Below are 15,714 nucleotides of genomic sequence, written 5' to 3' on the forward strand. Positions count from 1 at the left end.
TCCCCCGAATAGTACAGTGTTATGCTGGATATATTAATTCCGTATAGAAGCAACGTATTTATAACATATGATTCGGAATTAAACTTTTTGGGCATAAAAACCGTTATAAATATTAGGTAAAATCGTCAAGTCGTAAGATACTTCCGAATATGCTACAATAAGATTATGATTCATTCCGAATCATATCGGGTATTTATAGTGTCAGGTACTTGCTTAAGCAAGGGTTCCCGACCTAAAGCTTGCTTTGAGCCGCGCACACAACTTCATGGATGGCATTTAAGACTTATTCGGCATTCTCTAAACGGAGCATTCACTTTCAACGTTTTGGGAGGGAATTACAATGGCAACGAAAGGTCACAATGAGGTCAAAGAAAGTTTGAGGGAAATGACTCGGATTTTCCGTCCTAAAGATCCAAAAAAATTCGTGAAGGAGTACGTGAGAAAATACCGGATTACGGGTGGATACGAGGAAGAATTGACTTCTGTGGTTGAGCACGAGCTTGTCAAGATGGATTCTTCCGTGTCCTGAAACACACACAACTCTGATTATACTGTTCCGATATGAATAGAACCGTCTCCCGGGCATCACGCTCCGGCAGACGGTTTTTTTTGTGTAGAAAATGATATGTATATATTTCCAATGGTTACATCGTTCATCTAAAGTAAGCACAATAAGGCGGTAACCTTTATCTACACTTTTTGGGGGCTTTGTTTCGTTCCTACTGCATATACATGGAAGTACAGATATGGCAGGAAGGATGAATGCAAGTGGACCCTATTTTGAAAACAAAAGAAGAGATTGGCTACATGCGGGAAGCGGGGCGAATTCTGCGAAGCTGTCATGAGCATATTGAAAAGTGGCTGGCCCCCGGTGTAACGACAGGAGATATTGACGAACGGGTGGAGGCTTTTCTGGCTGAAAGAGGAGCTACACCTGAGCAAAAAGGGTACAAAGGTTATCCTTATGCTACATGTGCTTCAGTTAATGAGGTGGTTTGCCACGGATTCCCTAATGACCGGAAACTGGCCGAAGGGGATGTGGTGACTATTGATATGGTGGTGAACAAAGACGGCTGGCTTGCCGATTCTGCATGGACGTATGGGATCGGTGAACAACGCAGGTCCATACGCAAACTAATGAATCGAACGGAAAGGGCGCTTCATAAGGCGATAGAACAGGCTGTGCCAGGAAATACGCTGGGGGACATCGGTAACGCGATTGAACGGACAGCAAGGCTGTATCGTTATGGGATTGTGAAGCCTCTGATTGGTCATGGGATTGGTCAATACATCCATGAACCCCCAAACGTCCTCCCTTATGGGAAGCGCAGGACTGGCATGATGCTGACAGAAGGCATGGTCATCACCATTGAGCCCATATTTACAAAAGGCAGCTCTGGAGCGGTTGTATGGGATGAGGATGGCTGGACGGTAAGAACAGTGGATGGAAGCTGGGGCGTCCAGTATGAGCATACGATAGCCATAACAAGTGATGGTCCTCTTATACTAACTGACGGTACTTAAACGCTGTATCTATGGAAAGCTGGTAAGATAGTACGTTAATGGTGTCCGGGATGTTCATAGGTCAGGCTCCATGCCGTTTGGTTCTAAAAGGGAGCGGTATGGGGCTTTACTGCGGCTTCCAGTAGTTGTAAGAGAGACAACCTGATGCATGCTTTTCTTTTTTGCATAATACTGCATGTTTTCAATGTGAGAAATATCGGCAAAAAAATCAATTTCATCACCGAAATTTGGCAAAAATTTTCAAAAGTAGAGAGTAATATTTTTAACTGAAATCGGTTACAAATCAAGTTGTGGTGCGGTTTTTTACATATAGTGAACAATTTGTGAACATGTGTCCAAAGATTGACAAAATCATACCCTCAACTTATATTTAATAAGTGATTGAACCATATAGAATGAATTGGAAGAATGCGCAGACATGCCCTTAGCAGGAAATGACGGGAGTGGTGGAAGCGTTATTTTTGTAAGCATTCTGTATGTCGGACAGGATTACGGTGTATTGTCCTGAAATGGGTTAAATTGAGTTTATTTCGGACGTCCACGGCAATCTACGAAAATGTTAAAAAAGTGGGGTAGATCAATGATGAAACAGTGGCAGGTTGCAAAGCGAATTCTCCCCTTGCTGGCGGTGTTCTCTTTGCTGCTATCCGCATGCGGGCGGGAAGACTTGTCGGTAATGAAACCTCAGGGTCCTGTGGCGCAAGGCCAATATGATCTGATGAAGCTGTCCATTACGATTATGATCGTGGTGCTCATCATTGTATTTGCTATTGCTGCGTATGTGTTGATCCGGTTTCGCAGACGAGCCGGGCAGAATGAAGTGCCCGAACAGGTTGAAGGTAATTTCAAGCTGGAAGTAATATGGACAGCCATTCCGTTGTTGCTTGTTATCGTTCTGGCAGTACCGACGGTAAAAACGATTTTTGCCCAAGGCGAAGATCTGTCCAACGACAAAAATGCAATTCAGGTCAAAGTCACCTCGCATCAGTACTGGTGGGAATTCACTTATCCTCAATATGACGTAACCACCGCTCAAGATCTCATCATCCCGACCGGAAAGAAAATCGCATTCGAATTGAAAACCGCTGACGTGCTTCACTCCTTCTGGGTGCCGTCACTTGCGGGTAAAATGGACACAAACCCGGATGGAACGCTTAACAAGTTCAGCTTCTCGGCGCCGAATGAAGGCGTTTACCGAGGAAAATGTGCTGAATTATGCGGCAGATCACATGCCTTCATGGAATTCAAGGTAAAAGCGGTCAGTCAGGAATCCTTTGACAAATGGGTCAATGAAATGAAAGCTCCGGCAGTACTTCCGGAAGATACCCAATTGGCTGAAAAGTTCAAAACGAACTGCCTTTCTTGCCATGCAGTTGGGGATCAGGGCGGGCCAGTTGCGCCTAACCTCACAGGTATCGGTGGCAAGCAATCCGTTGCAGGTATTCTGCTGAACCAGGGCGAAGGCCAGGAAGACGGTAATTCGGTGCTGGACAACATGAAAGAATGGCTCCATGATCCACAATCCGTGAAGCCAGGCAATACGATGCCCAATCCGAAAGACCTTGGACTCACAGATGAAGAAATCGACGGAATTGCCGAATATTTGGCCAACTACAAATTGGACTATGAATAGAACAGCAAGGACGAAGAAGGGGGTACACAACCTTGGCTCATGCTCATAGCGTCAAGCGGTATAGGGGCTTGATGGATTGGATTACCACCGTCGATCACAAAAAAATTGCCGTGCTCTACTTAATTGCAGGTGGATTTTTCTTTGGAATCGGCGGCATTGAAGCCATTTTGATTCGGATTCAGCTCATGAAACCGATGAATGATTTTGTGTCGGCGCAGGTCTTCAACGAATTGATTACGATGCACGGAACAACAATGATATTCCTTGGTGTCATGCCTATTATTTTTGCCGTTATGAATGCCGTTGTGCCTTTGCAGATTGGGGCACGGGACGTTGCTTTCCCTTTTGTTAACGCGCTTGGTTTCTGGACGTTCCTGTTTGGCGGACTGCTCTTGAATCTGAGTTGGGTGATGGGAGGGGCACCGGATGCAGGCTGGACTTCGTATACGCCACTCTCTGGCAGCGAGTACAGTGGGACGCACGGTGTGGATTTCTACACGATAGGTCTCCAGATCGCCGGTCTAGGGACACTCATCGGGGGTATTAACTTTCTCGCGACTATCATTACGATGCGTGCGCCGGGAATGTCCTATATGCGGATGCCGATGTTTACCTGGACCACATTTATTACATCAGCCATCATCCTTTTTGCATTCCCTGCCATTACGGTAGGACTTGTACTGTTAACGTTTGACCGTATACTGGGAGCGAATTTCTTCGATGTTGCAGGTGGCGGTAACCCGGTACTCTGGCAGCATATCTTCTGGATCTTCGGGCACCCTGAAGTATACATTCTCATTTTGCCGGCATTTGGTATTATCTCGGAGGTTATTCCAACCTTTGCACGTAAAAGATTGTTCGGTTACAGCTCCATGGTATTTGCAACCATCCTGATTGCCTTCTTAGGATTCATGGTATGGGCGCATCACATGTTTACGACAGGTCTGGGAACAGTCGCCAATGCATTGTTCTCGATCTCAACCATGCTGATTGCTGTACCAACAGGGATCAAAATATTTAACTGGCTCTTTACGATGTGGGGAGGACAGATCCGTTTTACAGCGGCAAACCTGTTTGCCGTTGGATTCGTTCCAACCTTCGTTATGGGTGGGGTAACTGGTGTCATGCTGGCCTCTGCGCCTGCGGATTTCCAGTTCCATGATACGTATTTTGTTGTCGCTCACTTCCATTACGTTATCGTTGGTGGATTGGTGCTAGGTTTATTCTCGGGACTACATTACTGGTGGCCGAAGATGTTCGGTCGTGTCCTGAGCGAAACGCTTGGTAAATGGACGTTCTGGACGTTCATGATCGGTTTCCAATTAACGTTCTTCGTGCAGCATTTCCTTGGATTGATGGGGATGCAGCGCCGGATCGTTACATACTTGCCGAATCAGGATTTTGACCTGCTTAACCTGGTCAGCTCCGTTGGTGCATTCCTGATGGGTGTTGGGGTTATCATGTTCCTCGTGAACATCGTGATCACAACGAGAAAACCAGCGGACGCACCGAATGATCCGTGGGAAGATGGTCGTACGTTGGAATGGTCGATTCCATCTCCACCGCCGGAATACAACTTTAAGCAGACGCCTCTGGTACGTGGAATCGATGCGTATTGGAAGGAAAAGATGGCAGGACATACGGAGATGACACCGGCGGAACCTGTAGGTTCGATCCATATGCCGTCAGCGACTCCACTGCCGTTTGTTATGTCTGTCGGTATATTCATTGCCGGACTTGGTCTCATGTTCAGCAAGGATGATTTTGGCAATGCGTTTATGAACGGATTGTTCAACAATTATATTGTGGTCATTATTGGCCTTCTGATTACATTTGGTGCGATGGCGCTGCGGTCACTTTATGATGATCATGGCTGGCATATTGAACCGGAGGATCAGGATGAGAAGGGGGTTAGAACATGACAACTTCACATGCCGAACCGGTAAACGGCAAATTGCCGCATGAGCCGGAGAAAGCAACGCTCGAAGGACGCAACAAGCTTGTCGGCTTCTGGTTGTTCCTTGGCGGCGAGACCGTATTGTTCGGAACCCTCTTCGCAACCTTTTTGGCCCTCCGTGGGCAAACGAATGACGGACCGACGGCGAATGAATTGTTTCATCTGCCTCTCGTGGCTGCAGCGACCTTTATTCTGCTGGTCAGCAGTTTGACAAGTGTATTTGCCATCCAGGCTATGCATAAGGGCAAGCGCAATGCTCTTGCTCTCTGGCTTGGCATCACCGTGGTACTGGGTCTAGGATTCCTCGGTCTGGAAATTTACGAGTTCTATGAATATGTGAAACATAAAGAGTTCGGCATGACCACAAGTGCATTCAGTTCAGCGTTCTATACGCTGGTTGGGTTCCACGGTGCTCACGTTGCATTTGGTATTATGTGGATCGGGCTCATTATTGGGCAACTGTTCAGAAAAGGATTAACGGTCGTAACTGCACCTAAAGTATACGTCTCCGCAATGTACTGGCACTTTATTGACGTGGTCTGGGTGTTTATCTTTACGGTCGTGTACCTGCTCGGAAAGGTGGGGTAACACATGTCGGTACAGGATAAGAGTGATCAGCAGCCTGTGAAGCATCGTCACCGGGCGGAAGGGCCACAGAAACACGTCGTTGTTTTTATTTTCTCGATCGTCCTGACGCTAATTGCGTTCGCGGCTGCTGCCGCGGGAGGAGTGAATACGACCTTTACCATTATTATATTGGTGGTTATGGCGATCCTGCAGGTGTTTGTACAGCTTGGTTACTGGATGCACTTGAAGGATAAAGGGCATTTGATGCCGATCCTGTTCATGTGTTTCGGATTTTTCGTAGCTTTTACGTGCATTATTATGGCACTCTATTGGGTTTGGTGGTAAAAGAGATGGCGGCGGCGCAGTGTCGCCGTCTTTTCCCCTTTTAGGCGAACCAATCCGTCAATGGATTCAGGCAACAACCAAATCAGGTCACGGGGAGGTTTCCCGTATGCTCGGGTTGCAATATTTTAGTTTCAACGATTTATGGAGTCCACTTATTCTGGCGTTGTTTCTGCTCATTGCCGCAGCTTATCTGGTGCTCGTTGGTCCTTTCAGTGAGCGGATCAAGGGGGCAGATCAGGCCACGGTTGCACAGAAAATGATGTTTATCACAGGGCTTACGGTGTTGTATCTTGCACAAGCGGGGCCATTCAATCTGCTGGGTCATGTAATGTTCAGCTTCCATATGGTGAGTATGGCTCTGTCCTATCTGGTAGCTCCACCGTTACTGATGAAGGGATTGCCCCTCTGGGTATGGCGCGGGATCATCCGGTGCCTGCCGACACGGCAGTTATCTTTTTTGGCGCATCCAATCGTGGCGGCTGTGCTGTTTAACGGATTGTTCTCGTTATATCATCTACCCGTGGTACATGATTACGTGATGTTAAATTTTACGGTTCATCGTTTGTATTACATTGTACTTTTTATTACTTCCATGCTGATGTGGTGGACGCTGCTTAATCCGTTGCCGGAAGGTAGACAAGCGTCGGGATTGTCCAAGATTGGATTTATTTTTCTGAACATGGTGCTTCTGACACCAGCTTGTGGATTGATTATTTTTGCTTCCGAACCTTTATATGCGACCTACAGCAATCCTGCCGTATGGGCTGAGGCGATGCGGTATTGTGTATCCGGAGATTCCACGGCGTTGCTGCGATCGTTCGGTGGACCGGCGTTCTTCAACTTCCTATCCTCTGCGAAGGAGGATCAGCAGGTGGGCGGTATTTTGATGAAATTCATACAGGAAGGCATCTTCGTTTCCATGCTGGCGTATGTCTTTTTCCAATGGTATCGCAAGGAAAAACGGGAAGATGATGATGATCTATACCCTGTAGAGAAAACGGGAGGACCGCTTAATCCTGCAGCGAAATAACACAAGTTTTGTTTGGACAAGAGGGGGAAACACACGATGGATATGTATTTTCTGCTACCCACGATCAGTACTTCTTTCATTGTGATTAGCGCAGTGCTGGTTGGCATTGGCTGGGTGCTAATTATCCGTGGCAAACGGGAGGCGCACCAAACCGCGATGATTGCAGGGGCCATTGCTGCCCTTCTGTTCTTTGTCATTTATATGTCTCGTACCATCTTTGTCGGGAATACGGCTTGGGGTGGGGACCCGGAGATGGAGATTTTCTATCGAATATTTCTGATCTTTCATATTATCCTTGCCACGGTGGCAGCGGTCTTCGGCATTTCCACTTTGGTGCTTGGTTTCAAAAAGAAATTCAAGACACATCGCCGCTGGGGGCGATTCACATCCATGATCTGGTTCAGCAGCGCCATCACAGGTGTTATTGTATACGTTCTGTTGTACTTGCTGTATCCGGGCGGACACACACGTCCAGTATGGGAAGCTATCCTGGGGGTATAATCGTCTAGTACAGTAAACAAGAATCCAGACCCTATGAAAATATGAAAATGGATGTATCCACCCGTTGATTGGTCCAAGCTTCCTCTCGCATTCGTTCATAGAATGAGATCGAGAGGGGGAAAACAAATGAAAAAAACAGTCCATGTCAGTCAAACGTATCCACGTCTCACGGTGTATTCAGAAGAGGGTTATCGCGGAAGAAGCAGAGTATATCGTGGTAACACGGGTCTCCGTAATCTGGACAACATCCTGGGTGGGGTAGAAAGCCTGCGTTTCTTCTCGACAAGTTCGAATGCAACGTTGGTTGTGTTTACGAGACCTAACTTTCAAGGCGGATTCCGCGTCTTTCGTGGGAACACCAACTTGAGAGATTTGGATGATCTGATTCGTGGCAATGATGTGGAATCTTTGATTTCCACCAATCAACGGCTTACTTTGGCCGAAATTCGTGCGATTCGCAGTAATCGCAGCCTGCCAAGTGGCTACAACCTCGTTTAAGGATTAAACCTCTTCTGTATTCAGGTGCCGGGAAAAAGGAAAGAGCTGTTCCGAATTGTGTTCGCACAATATCGGATACAGCTCTTTTTTTGGTTTGAGGAGTCATTTTAATCGCCGCCGCCGCCGCTGTCGCCACCACCACTATCTCCACCACTGTTGTTGTTGCTTCCGCTATCGCTGCTGTGATGATGGTTAGATTCCGAAAAAGAATCACCATCATGATGCTTGTGATCATGAGTGTGTTTGGAATGTTGAGTATAGGAGTCATCATTGGTGGTAATGACCGGGTACGCAGGAGATGAGTCGGTGTAACCGTTGTTACGCCGCACACGATGTCTGTCTTTTTGGGCAGAATGCCGCTTGGGTTCGTCGCGAACAATGAGCCAGATGACCACGATAAGGAAGAGGGGCACAAACCCGATCTCAACTAGCCAATCCATAGGTGAATCAATCCTTTCTATCTATCTCTGCAGTATCTCTATAAGTTGAACGAATGATTTTACAATGAATGATTGTATGTTCAGAATCAAGTTTTATTTTACCGTAACTCTGACATGAACCCCATCCATTCTTCCTGATTCAGGAAAATAAGGGGTTGACGAGAATAGGGAGGGGTCTATATATTGTGTATAATGATATATACAGTAGATACAGTGAGCAAGGAGTTCCAATGACAGATGGAAAGGCAGGCAATGATATGAGCGCATGGAAGCAGGCGTGTTGGTTGACCCGCAGTGAGATGAACAAGGATAAGCTCCAATGGCTGTGGACTGCAATTTTTATGATCTACACTGGCGGCATGAGTGGTGTAATGTTATTAGGACAACAGAAGACCGATTTCATTAATCCTGTTGTAGATACTTTCTTTTTGATCATGGTGCCATTTCAGGGATTCGTGTTCAGCAGACGATCTTTCCGTTACATACAGGAGGATTCCTATACACAGATGTTGGCCTACTATCGCAGACTTCCTATTCCAAACGAGACAGTGATGTGGTCGAGACTTCAGCAGTCTCTGATGGCGTTTACGTATAATGGTATCTTTTTCTATGGATCACTGTACGTTGTCGGGTTGCAAGAGGAAGGGTTCCGGTGGGATCAGTACCTGGCCTTTGGTATAACTTGTACAGGTTACGGACTTCTCATGACAGGTTTATATATTTACGGAGAGTTTTTGCACAGTGGTAAAAAATATTTGCTTCTCAGTTCGCTGTTCTTGCCGCTTACAATCATCATATCCTTGCTGATCCGAACGTCGGGCCGTTACGGATTTTCGATTGTAATTGATATGAGTAAATCATGGGGGCTGCTCTCCCCGATTATGTGGGTTGCTTTGGTGGCTGGCATAGCAGGATTATGGCTTTTCAGTCGGTTGACGCTGAAGAAACTTTCCACTCGGGATTTGAGTTAACGGTATGAGGGATGAACGCAAAAATGAATACAGGATGAAACCGGCACGGACAGGTAGCAGACTGGAGTGTACCGGAGGGCGAGGTGCAAGATGTGAAAATACCCATTCAAATTAATGAAAATAGCGCTGAACCTTTATACCACCAAATTGAAAATCAGTTAAGATCGTTAATTGTTACAGGTCAGTTGGGGGAGGGGACACATTTGCCGTCCATTCGCGAATTCGCCGGATCACTGAATTGCAGTGTTATAACGGTTAGACGGGTCTATCAGGATCTGGAGAATGAAGGCCTGCTTCGTACGAAGCAGGGGACGGGTACATTTGTGGCCCAGGTAGAAGCCGGCGACAGAGAGAATTATAGATTGAAGGCCGCACAGGAAGCGATGCAGGCAGCGGTGCAGTCCGGAAAATCGGTAGGATGTACGGAAGAAGAACTGGAGAGTCTGTTCCGGGAAGTCCTTAGGGCAGTTTACTCGAAGTGAGGGAGTGATTCATACATGGAACCCATCGCAGTTCAGTTGAACGGTGTATCCAAAATGCGAAAACGCAGAGTTATTGGCCCGATCGATCTGACCATCCCGGAAGGGTATGTAGTTGCTATTCTCGGTCATAACGGTTCAGGCAAAAGCACACTTCTTAACATGCTGCAACAAGTGGTACTGCCTGATGCCGGGCAAATTATATGGTTTGGGAAGGAACATGAGGGGCCGCTTCCCATTGAATTGAGACAACAGATCGGTTTTGTGGCTGATAACGCGGGGCTCGAAGAGAACCGGATTACTGCACAGGAAGCAGCTGATTTCCGGGCCTACTGGTACCCGCGTTGGGATATGAAGTTGTTCAACCAACTGATTCACGATATGGAAGTACCTGTTGATGTGAAGCTGAACAAGATGTCCAAGGGAGAACGACGGAAATTCGAGATCGCTGCTGCAATCGCAGCTCGCCCAAGACTATTGCTTTTGGATGAGCCTTCATCCGGATTGGACCCCTTTGCCTGGAAAGTGATGGTCGAGCAGTTCCGTACTTTCATGGCTGAGGGAGACACCACGATTCTGATTGCCACACACATTGCGGACGAAGTTAAAAGGCTTGCAGATTACATCGTATTGATGCACCGTGGTCAGTCGCTGGGGATGGCCGAGAAAGATATGGTGCTCGATCAGTGGAAAGAAGTCTGGTATGAAGGGGACTTGCGACCAGAGAGCATCCCTGGTGTTGTGGAATCTTCTTCTGAAGAGAGAGGGCTGGTTCGCGTCATTACAACCCGGGTCAGCGAAGCGCAGGAAAGGCTGGAGCTGGCAAATAACCGGGTATTGAAAATCCGGAACTTGGAACTGGATGAAGTATTGGCTTTCTGGATTGCCGGGTATGCACCCGTACAGTGGAAATAACCGAAGGGAGACGATAAATGATGAACCGATTGGAATTGAAGCAGGTAGTCAAGCAATACGCAGACAAAACAGCAGTGAATGGTGTGACACTTAATGTACAAGAAGGGGAGATTTACGGTCTGCTTGGAGCCAACGGTGCTGGTAAAACAACAACGATGCGTATGGTGCTGGGGCTGATCCACCCGGATGGAGGAAATATCAAGTACAACGGCAAACCCTATAGCACAGAATTACAGCAGATTATGGGATATCTTCCGGAAGAGCGCGGTTTGTACCCAAAGGTAAAGGTCAGTGAACAGATCAACTATCTGGCCCGCCTGCGCGGCATGAATGGAAAGGATGCGGATCAGAGCCTGAAGTATTGGTTGGACCGATTCGAAGTGCCGGAGTATTACGACAAAAAGATTGAGGAACTATCCAAAGGCAATCAGCAAAAGATGGGCTTTATTGCCGCAGTAGTGCACAGACCGCAAATTCTCATTCTGGATGAAGCCTTCAGCGGACTCGATCCGGTCAACGTGGAATTGCTGAAATCCACGGTGAAGGAGTTGCGTGACGAAGGCACAGCCATTCTGTTCTCGACACACCGTATGGAGCACGTTGAAGAATTATGTCGTCAGATCACAATTCTGCATCGCTCCAATACAGTTGTGCAAGGAGAGATTAAAGAGATCAAGAGCCGTTATCCACGTGAGCATGTATTCCTGAGCACTACGGGTAATGTGGGCGGCTTGGAACAGCTGCCAGGTGTGAAAAAGGTAGAGCAAAATGAGCGTGGATACCTGATCCATATTGGTCAGATGGAAGCTGCTCAGGAAATTCTGAGAGCAGCCATGGCTCAGACGACTGTTGAACATTTTGAAATCAAGGAACCAACGCTTAACCAAATCTTTATTCGTGAGGTAGGTGAGTCGAATGAATAAAATGGGGACTATTATCGGATTTACGTTCAAAAATAAAGTAAAAACGAAGTCTTTCATGGTGACGACTATTGTACTTGCACTTTTAATTACGATTGGACTCAATATTCCATATTTCATTACGTTATTTAATGGGGGTCCCATTGGTGGAGGCTCAAGCGCGAATCCGGTGAATATCGGTCTGCTGAGCACGGGACAAACGGAGGTAGCCGAGAAGCTGGAGACATACGCCTCCGCACAAGGCAATCAGACGTATCGTTTTGTTAACGACGCGAGTAAAGATGAAGCGGCCCTCAAAGCTGATGTGGAGTCGGAGCTTTTGGATGGGTACCTGAAGTTTGAACCTGTTGCAGGGCAAGACTTCCCACAACCTGTCTTGTATTCAAGCGAAGATATCTCCCCGCAGGTTATAGCACCGATTGAAGCTGCACTGCAAATTGTGAAGCTGGATGTCGTGGTGAAGGATACACTCACGGCGGAACAAAAACAGCTCATCAGTACGCCAGTAAAACTGACAGAGCAAAGCCTGGATTCTGGCCAAAGCGGAGCTGCTGCGGAGTCGGAAGGTACGATGAGTGGCATCAACTACATTGTGGTATACCTGCTGATTATCCTGTTGTTCACATCAACGATGATGACAGGTAATATGATTGCTTCCGAGATTACGGCCGAGAAGAGCTCGCGTATCATGGAGATTTTGATCACGAGTGTATCCCCGCTCAGTCAGATGTTTGGTAAAATCATCGGTATTTTCATGGTAGGTTTGCTGCAAATCGGTATTTTCGGTGCAGTAGTTGCCGGCAATATGCTGTTACCGCATAACCGTGATGTATTGAGCGATTTCAATATGAATCTGAGTGATGTGAACATCGCAGTCATTGTATATGGACTCATCTTCTACATTCTGGGTTACTTCCTGTATGCGGTGATGTTTGCGGCCATTGGTTCCATGGTGAGTCGGACAGAAGAACTGGGTCAGGCCGTGCTGCCGATTACGATGTTGTCCCTGGTTTCCTTCTATATTGCGATCTTCAGTATTGCTACACCGAACATTTTGCTCTTGAAAGTAGCAAGCTTCATTCCGTTCACATCGCCAACGGCAATTCTGGTACGGATTGGTGCAGGCGTTGCGCCAACCTGGCAGATCTGGACGTCCCTGGCCATTCTCGTGGTATCCATTATGATCTTCGGCTGGCTTGCAGCGAAAATTTATCGTACAGGTGTGCTGATGTATGGTAAACGCCCAACATTTAAGGAATTGTTTAAAGCGATGAAGGCGTATAAGATCTGATCCAAGTTTACGAACGCTGCTGCTGCTTGCGTGTAGTGTTTGGATTTCGCAGTAAAATAATTTAATAGGAGCAGGTGCTGCACTAAAGAAAGTCGGTGTGGCACCCATCTCTAATTTCTCTTCTAGTGAATATATCTTTTCATTATTTCATTCTTAAAGGAGAATACATAATATGAAAAACTGGAAACGCATGCTCTTATCCCTAACTATATCGGTCGGTTTGCTCGCATCCGCAGTACCGGCTATGGCCTCTCCGCAAGAGACATCGGTAAAGGTGAATGACGAAACGGTTGAATACACGACGGGTGCACCGATTAACAATAAAGGAACAACACTTGTTCCGCTGCGTTCCACGCTGGATGCGATGGATGTGAAACTGACGACAGCAACAGATGATACGATTACAGCCGTAGTTAACGGCAAAACGATTACTTTGAAGAGCAAGCTTACACGCATTAATGGCGTAACGTACGCGCCAATTCGTATTGTCGGGGATGCAACTGGTTATGAGGTCCGTTGGGATGCTGCTACTCGCACAGTGCTGCTGGTTTCCAAAGGTGACGAAACAGAAACTGTTCAAACCGGTGGACGTGGCTTCATGTGGGAAGTCGAAAGCAACGGCAACACCGTGTACCTGGTAGGTTCTATGCATATTGCGGATGAAAGCTTTTATCCATTGCGTAAGGAGTTTGAAGAAGCTTTTGCCGAGGCTGATTATCTGGGCGTAGAGATCGATATCAGCAAAGCGGCTGATGAAGCGCAGCAGAAGATTGTTCTGGATCTGGGCTCGTATCAGGATGGCTCAACACTGAAAGATCACATCTCCAGTGAGACGTATACTCAACTGGGCGATATTTTGAAGAAAAGTGGATTGGAAGCGAACGCCCTGGATACCTTCAAGCCTTGGGTGGTGGAGAGTACACTGACCAGCCTGAAATCTATGAAAGCCGGTTATGACGCATCTGCGGGGGTTGATCTGTACTTCATCCAGAAGGCAATCGAGCGCAAACTTCCGGTGATCGAATTGGAATCCTATGAATCCCAATTGGGAATGTTCAATAAATTCTCGAAAGAGTTGCAAGAGAAAACATTGAAAGCGACTTTGGACAATTTCGATGTGTTGGATGACAGCGTGAATCAAATGGCCAAAATGTGGAAAACGGGAAATGACGAGCAACTGCTGAAGCTGACGAACAGCTTCTCTGATGATGAAGAATACAACAAAGCAATGCTCACTGATCGCAACATCGGTATGGCAGATAAAATTGATGGTTACCTGAAAAACGGCAAGGGTGAAGAGTATTTCATCGTGGTTGGTGCAGCGCACTACTTGGGCGATCATGGGATCGTGAACTTGCTGAAAGATAAAGGATATTCAGTGAATAGAAAATAAGAGAATCAGAGCTCCTTTTATGGGAGCCTGATATTCTTCCCACCTGGTAGACAATAGTGAAAAAAGAAGATCGTTAAAATCCCCTCAAGCATTGGAAGCTTGAGGGGATTTTTGTATGCCTGCGAAGAAAGTAGTAATCGTCCATCTATGAGTGAATGGAGGTTTGATGTACAGCTGGATTAAGGATAAGTATGGATTTTAAGGAGGAGCCAGATAATCACCTGTGTTCAATTTCAGAATCATTTCAAAGTGAGGGAGTTTAATGATGAATAAATCGAAACTAAGGGAGCATTTCTAACTTTCATTATATTCGATACTATAGAACAGAGTTATAGGAATAAGTGTGTAAAAAGAAGATCAAAGAAACAATTCCGAATTAATCTAACGTACGGATAGTTAACGATTAAAGAGGTTTGCTTCATTAAACACTTGGATGATTGTGGTTAGTGTGACTTGAGTAAGAAGTTGTAAATACATAATTAAACAAACAACAACAACTAACAAATGATAAACAATAATCTGGACGTATTAAAGGAGGTTCCAAACAGCGTCGATGAACTGAAGCCTGAGTGAGCGGTAGTTACCCGAGCTTGTTACTTCAATGTTGCTGTGATTGTAGGGTCTTTTCTTTATTTTTCACGGTTCATAGAAGTCATCCCATTTTCTTTGAAAATTCAGAAGTAATTTTTTTCGTGCCCTAGCTAATTTTTGGCTTACGGCTTGTTCAGACAGGTCGAGTGTAGAAGCTATTTCCTTATAGGATAGATCTTCAATATAAAACATTCTAATTATAATTTGGTGAGAGGGGCGCAATTCAAGAATGCTCTGATGGAGCAATTCATTCCTTATATTATTCTCTACGGTTGTAGCAACACTGACTTGCTCTAAACGTGATTGTAATTCATTTTCCACTACTCTGATGACGGAATCCAAACTAATTGTCTGAAAACTTTTATTTGTCTTATTGAAGTAATCAATAGCAATGTGACGAGTAACCTGTTTCATCCAAGCGGGGTAGCTTTCAATTTTGTATTTATGTACGATTCTGATGATTTTCAAAAAAGATTCTTGAATAACATCTTCTGTAAGTGAATGATCATGCAGGAAATACAGAATATCTTTATAGACAAGATTATAAAAAGATCGGTAGGCCAATTCCTGCAGTTGTGGAGAAAGCTTATCAAAGGACGTTTGAAATAAGTAAGAGCAACTATTCACAGGTACCTCCAGAGAATTAAAGGTAAATTATG

17 protein-coding genes are annotated in these 15,714 nt (G+C 45.9%); 15 read left to right on the plus strand and 2 right to left on the minus strand.

Features of this window, described 5'->3' with window-relative positions; genetic code table 11:
• Positions 1 to 340 precede the first annotated feature (340 nt).
• The 9 genes from RS891_RS03080 to RS891_RS03120 all read left to right on the plus strand — a co-directional run bounded on the left by RS891_RS03080 (position 341) and on the right by RS891_RS03120 (position 8,055).
• Positions 341 to 529 carry a hypothetical protein gene (locus RS891_RS03080; RefSeq protein WP_017690840.1) on the plus strand — a complete coding sequence of 63 codons (189 nt, stop codon included), beginning with the start codon at positions 341 to 343 and terminating at the stop codon, positions 527 to 529.
• Positions 530 to 762: 233 nt separating this feature from the next.
• Positions 763 to 1,524 (plus strand): type I methionyl aminopeptidase, encoded by a 762-nt coding sequence (gene map, locus RS891_RS03085; RefSeq protein ID WP_315794387.1) that lies wholly within the window; start codon positions 763 to 765, stop codon positions 1,522 to 1,524.
• 580 nt (positions 1,525 to 2,104) lie between these two features.
• Positions 2,105 to 3,157: a cytochrome c oxidase subunit II gene (gene coxB, locus RS891_RS03090; protein ID WP_315794388.1), complete on the plus strand. Its 1,053-nt coding sequence runs from the start codon at positions 2,105 to 2,107 to the stop codon at positions 3,155 to 3,157.
• Between the two features lie 71 nt (positions 3,158 to 3,228).
• Positions 3,229 to 5,079 carry a cytochrome c oxidase subunit I gene (gene ctaD / locus RS891_RS03095; protein WP_376040367.1) on the plus strand — a complete coding sequence of 617 codons (1,851 nt, stop codon included), beginning with the start codon at positions 3,229 to 3,231 and terminating at the stop codon, positions 5,077 to 5,079.
• A complete protein-coding gene (locus RS891_RS03100) occupies positions 5,076 to 5,702 on the plus strand; it encodes a cytochrome (ubi)quinol oxidase subunit III (RefSeq protein WP_053779710.1) in 627 nt (208 codons plus the stop codon). The genes ctaD and RS891_RS03100 overlap by 4 nt, the downstream gene beginning before the upstream one ends.
• 3 nt (positions 5,703 to 5,705) lie before the next feature.
• Positions 5,706 to 6,026, plus strand: coding sequence for a cytochrome C oxidase subunit IV family protein (locus tag RS891_RS03105; protein WP_076290536.1), 321 nt, complete (start codon positions 5,706 to 5,708; stop codon positions 6,024 to 6,026).
• 106 nt (positions 6,027 to 6,132) lie between these two features.
• Positions 6,133 to 7,056 (plus strand): cytochrome c oxidase assembly factor CtaG, encoded by a 924-nt coding sequence (ctaG, locus tag RS891_RS03110; RefSeq protein ID WP_315794389.1) that lies wholly within the window; start codon positions 6,133 to 6,135, stop codon positions 7,054 to 7,056.
• A 36-nt stretch (positions 7,057 to 7,092) separates the two neighbouring features.
• Positions 7,093 to 7,557, plus strand: coding sequence for a DUF420 domain-containing protein (locus tag RS891_RS03115; protein ID WP_315794390.1), 465 nt, complete (start codon positions 7,093 to 7,095; stop codon positions 7,555 to 7,557).
• 126 nt (positions 7,558 to 7,683) lie between these two features.
• The gene (locus tag RS891_RS03120; protein WP_076290534.1) at positions 7,684 to 8,055 is read left to right on the plus strand and encodes a hypothetical protein; all 372 of its coding nucleotides are present in this window, start codon (positions 7,684 to 7,686) and stop codon (positions 8,053 to 8,055) included.
• A gap of 107 nt (positions 8,056 to 8,162) precedes the next feature.
• On the opposite strand, the gene RS891_RS03125 is transcribed toward RS891_RS03120, so the two are convergent.
• On the minus strand, positions 8,163 to 8,495 hold the full coding sequence (locus RS891_RS03125) for a hypothetical protein (RefSeq protein WP_315794391.1): 333 nt from the start codon (positions 8,493 to 8,495) through the stop codon (positions 8,163 to 8,165).
• Between the two features lie 230 nt (positions 8,496 to 8,725).
• Here RS891_RS03125 and RS891_RS03130 point away from each other — a divergent pair, with 230 nt between their 5' ends.
• The 6 genes from RS891_RS03130 (at position 8,726) to RS891_RS03155 (ending at position 14,464) form a co-directional block, all read left to right on the plus strand.
• Positions 8,726 to 9,466 (plus strand): hypothetical protein, encoded by a 741-nt coding sequence (locus tag RS891_RS03130; protein ID WP_315794392.1) that lies wholly within the window; start codon positions 8,726 to 8,728, stop codon positions 9,464 to 9,466.
• A gap of 92 nt (positions 9,467 to 9,558) precedes the next feature.
• Positions 9,559 to 9,948: a GntR family transcriptional regulator gene (locus RS891_RS03135; RefSeq protein ID WP_079695916.1), complete on the plus strand. Its 390-nt coding sequence runs from the start codon at positions 9,559 to 9,561 to the stop codon at positions 9,946 to 9,948.
• Between the two features lie 15 nt (positions 9,949 to 9,963).
• Positions 9,964 to 10,860: an ATP-binding cassette domain-containing protein gene (locus RS891_RS03140; RefSeq protein WP_063567903.1), complete on the plus strand. Its 897-nt coding sequence runs from the start codon at positions 9,964 to 9,966 to the stop codon at positions 10,858 to 10,860.
• Positions 10,861 to 10,880: 20 nt separating this feature from the next.
• Entirely contained in the window at positions 10,881 to 11,783 is a 903-nt protein-coding gene (locus RS891_RS03145; protein ID WP_113055315.1) for an ABC transporter ATP-binding protein, read from the plus strand.
• Complete coding sequence (locus RS891_RS03150) at positions 11,776 to 13,071, plus strand: ABC transporter permease (RefSeq protein WP_113055041.1); 1,296 nt, start codon at positions 11,776 to 11,778, stop codon at positions 13,069 to 13,071. Before RS891_RS03145 ends, RS891_RS03150 begins: the two co-directional genes overlap by 8 nt.
• A gap of 172 nt (positions 13,072 to 13,243) precedes the next feature.
• Entirely contained in the window at positions 13,244 to 14,464 is a 1,221-nt protein-coding gene (locus RS891_RS03155) for a TraB/GumN family protein (protein ID WP_315794393.1), read from the plus strand.
• A gap of 636 nt (positions 14,465 to 15,100) precedes the next feature.
• On the opposite strand, the gene RS891_RS03160 is transcribed toward RS891_RS03155, so the two are convergent.
• On the minus strand, positions 15,101 to 15,682 hold the full coding sequence (locus RS891_RS03160; protein WP_315794394.1) for an RNA polymerase sigma factor: 582 nt from the start codon (positions 15,680 to 15,682) through the stop codon (positions 15,101 to 15,103).
• Between the last annotated feature and the right edge of the window lie 32 nt (positions 15,683 to 15,714).

Origin of the sequence: Paenibacillus sp. BIC5C1, assembly GCF_032399705.1 — a bacterium.
Lineage (GTDB): Bacteria > Bacillota > Bacilli > Paenibacillales > Paenibacillaceae > Paenibacillus > Paenibacillus taichungensis_A.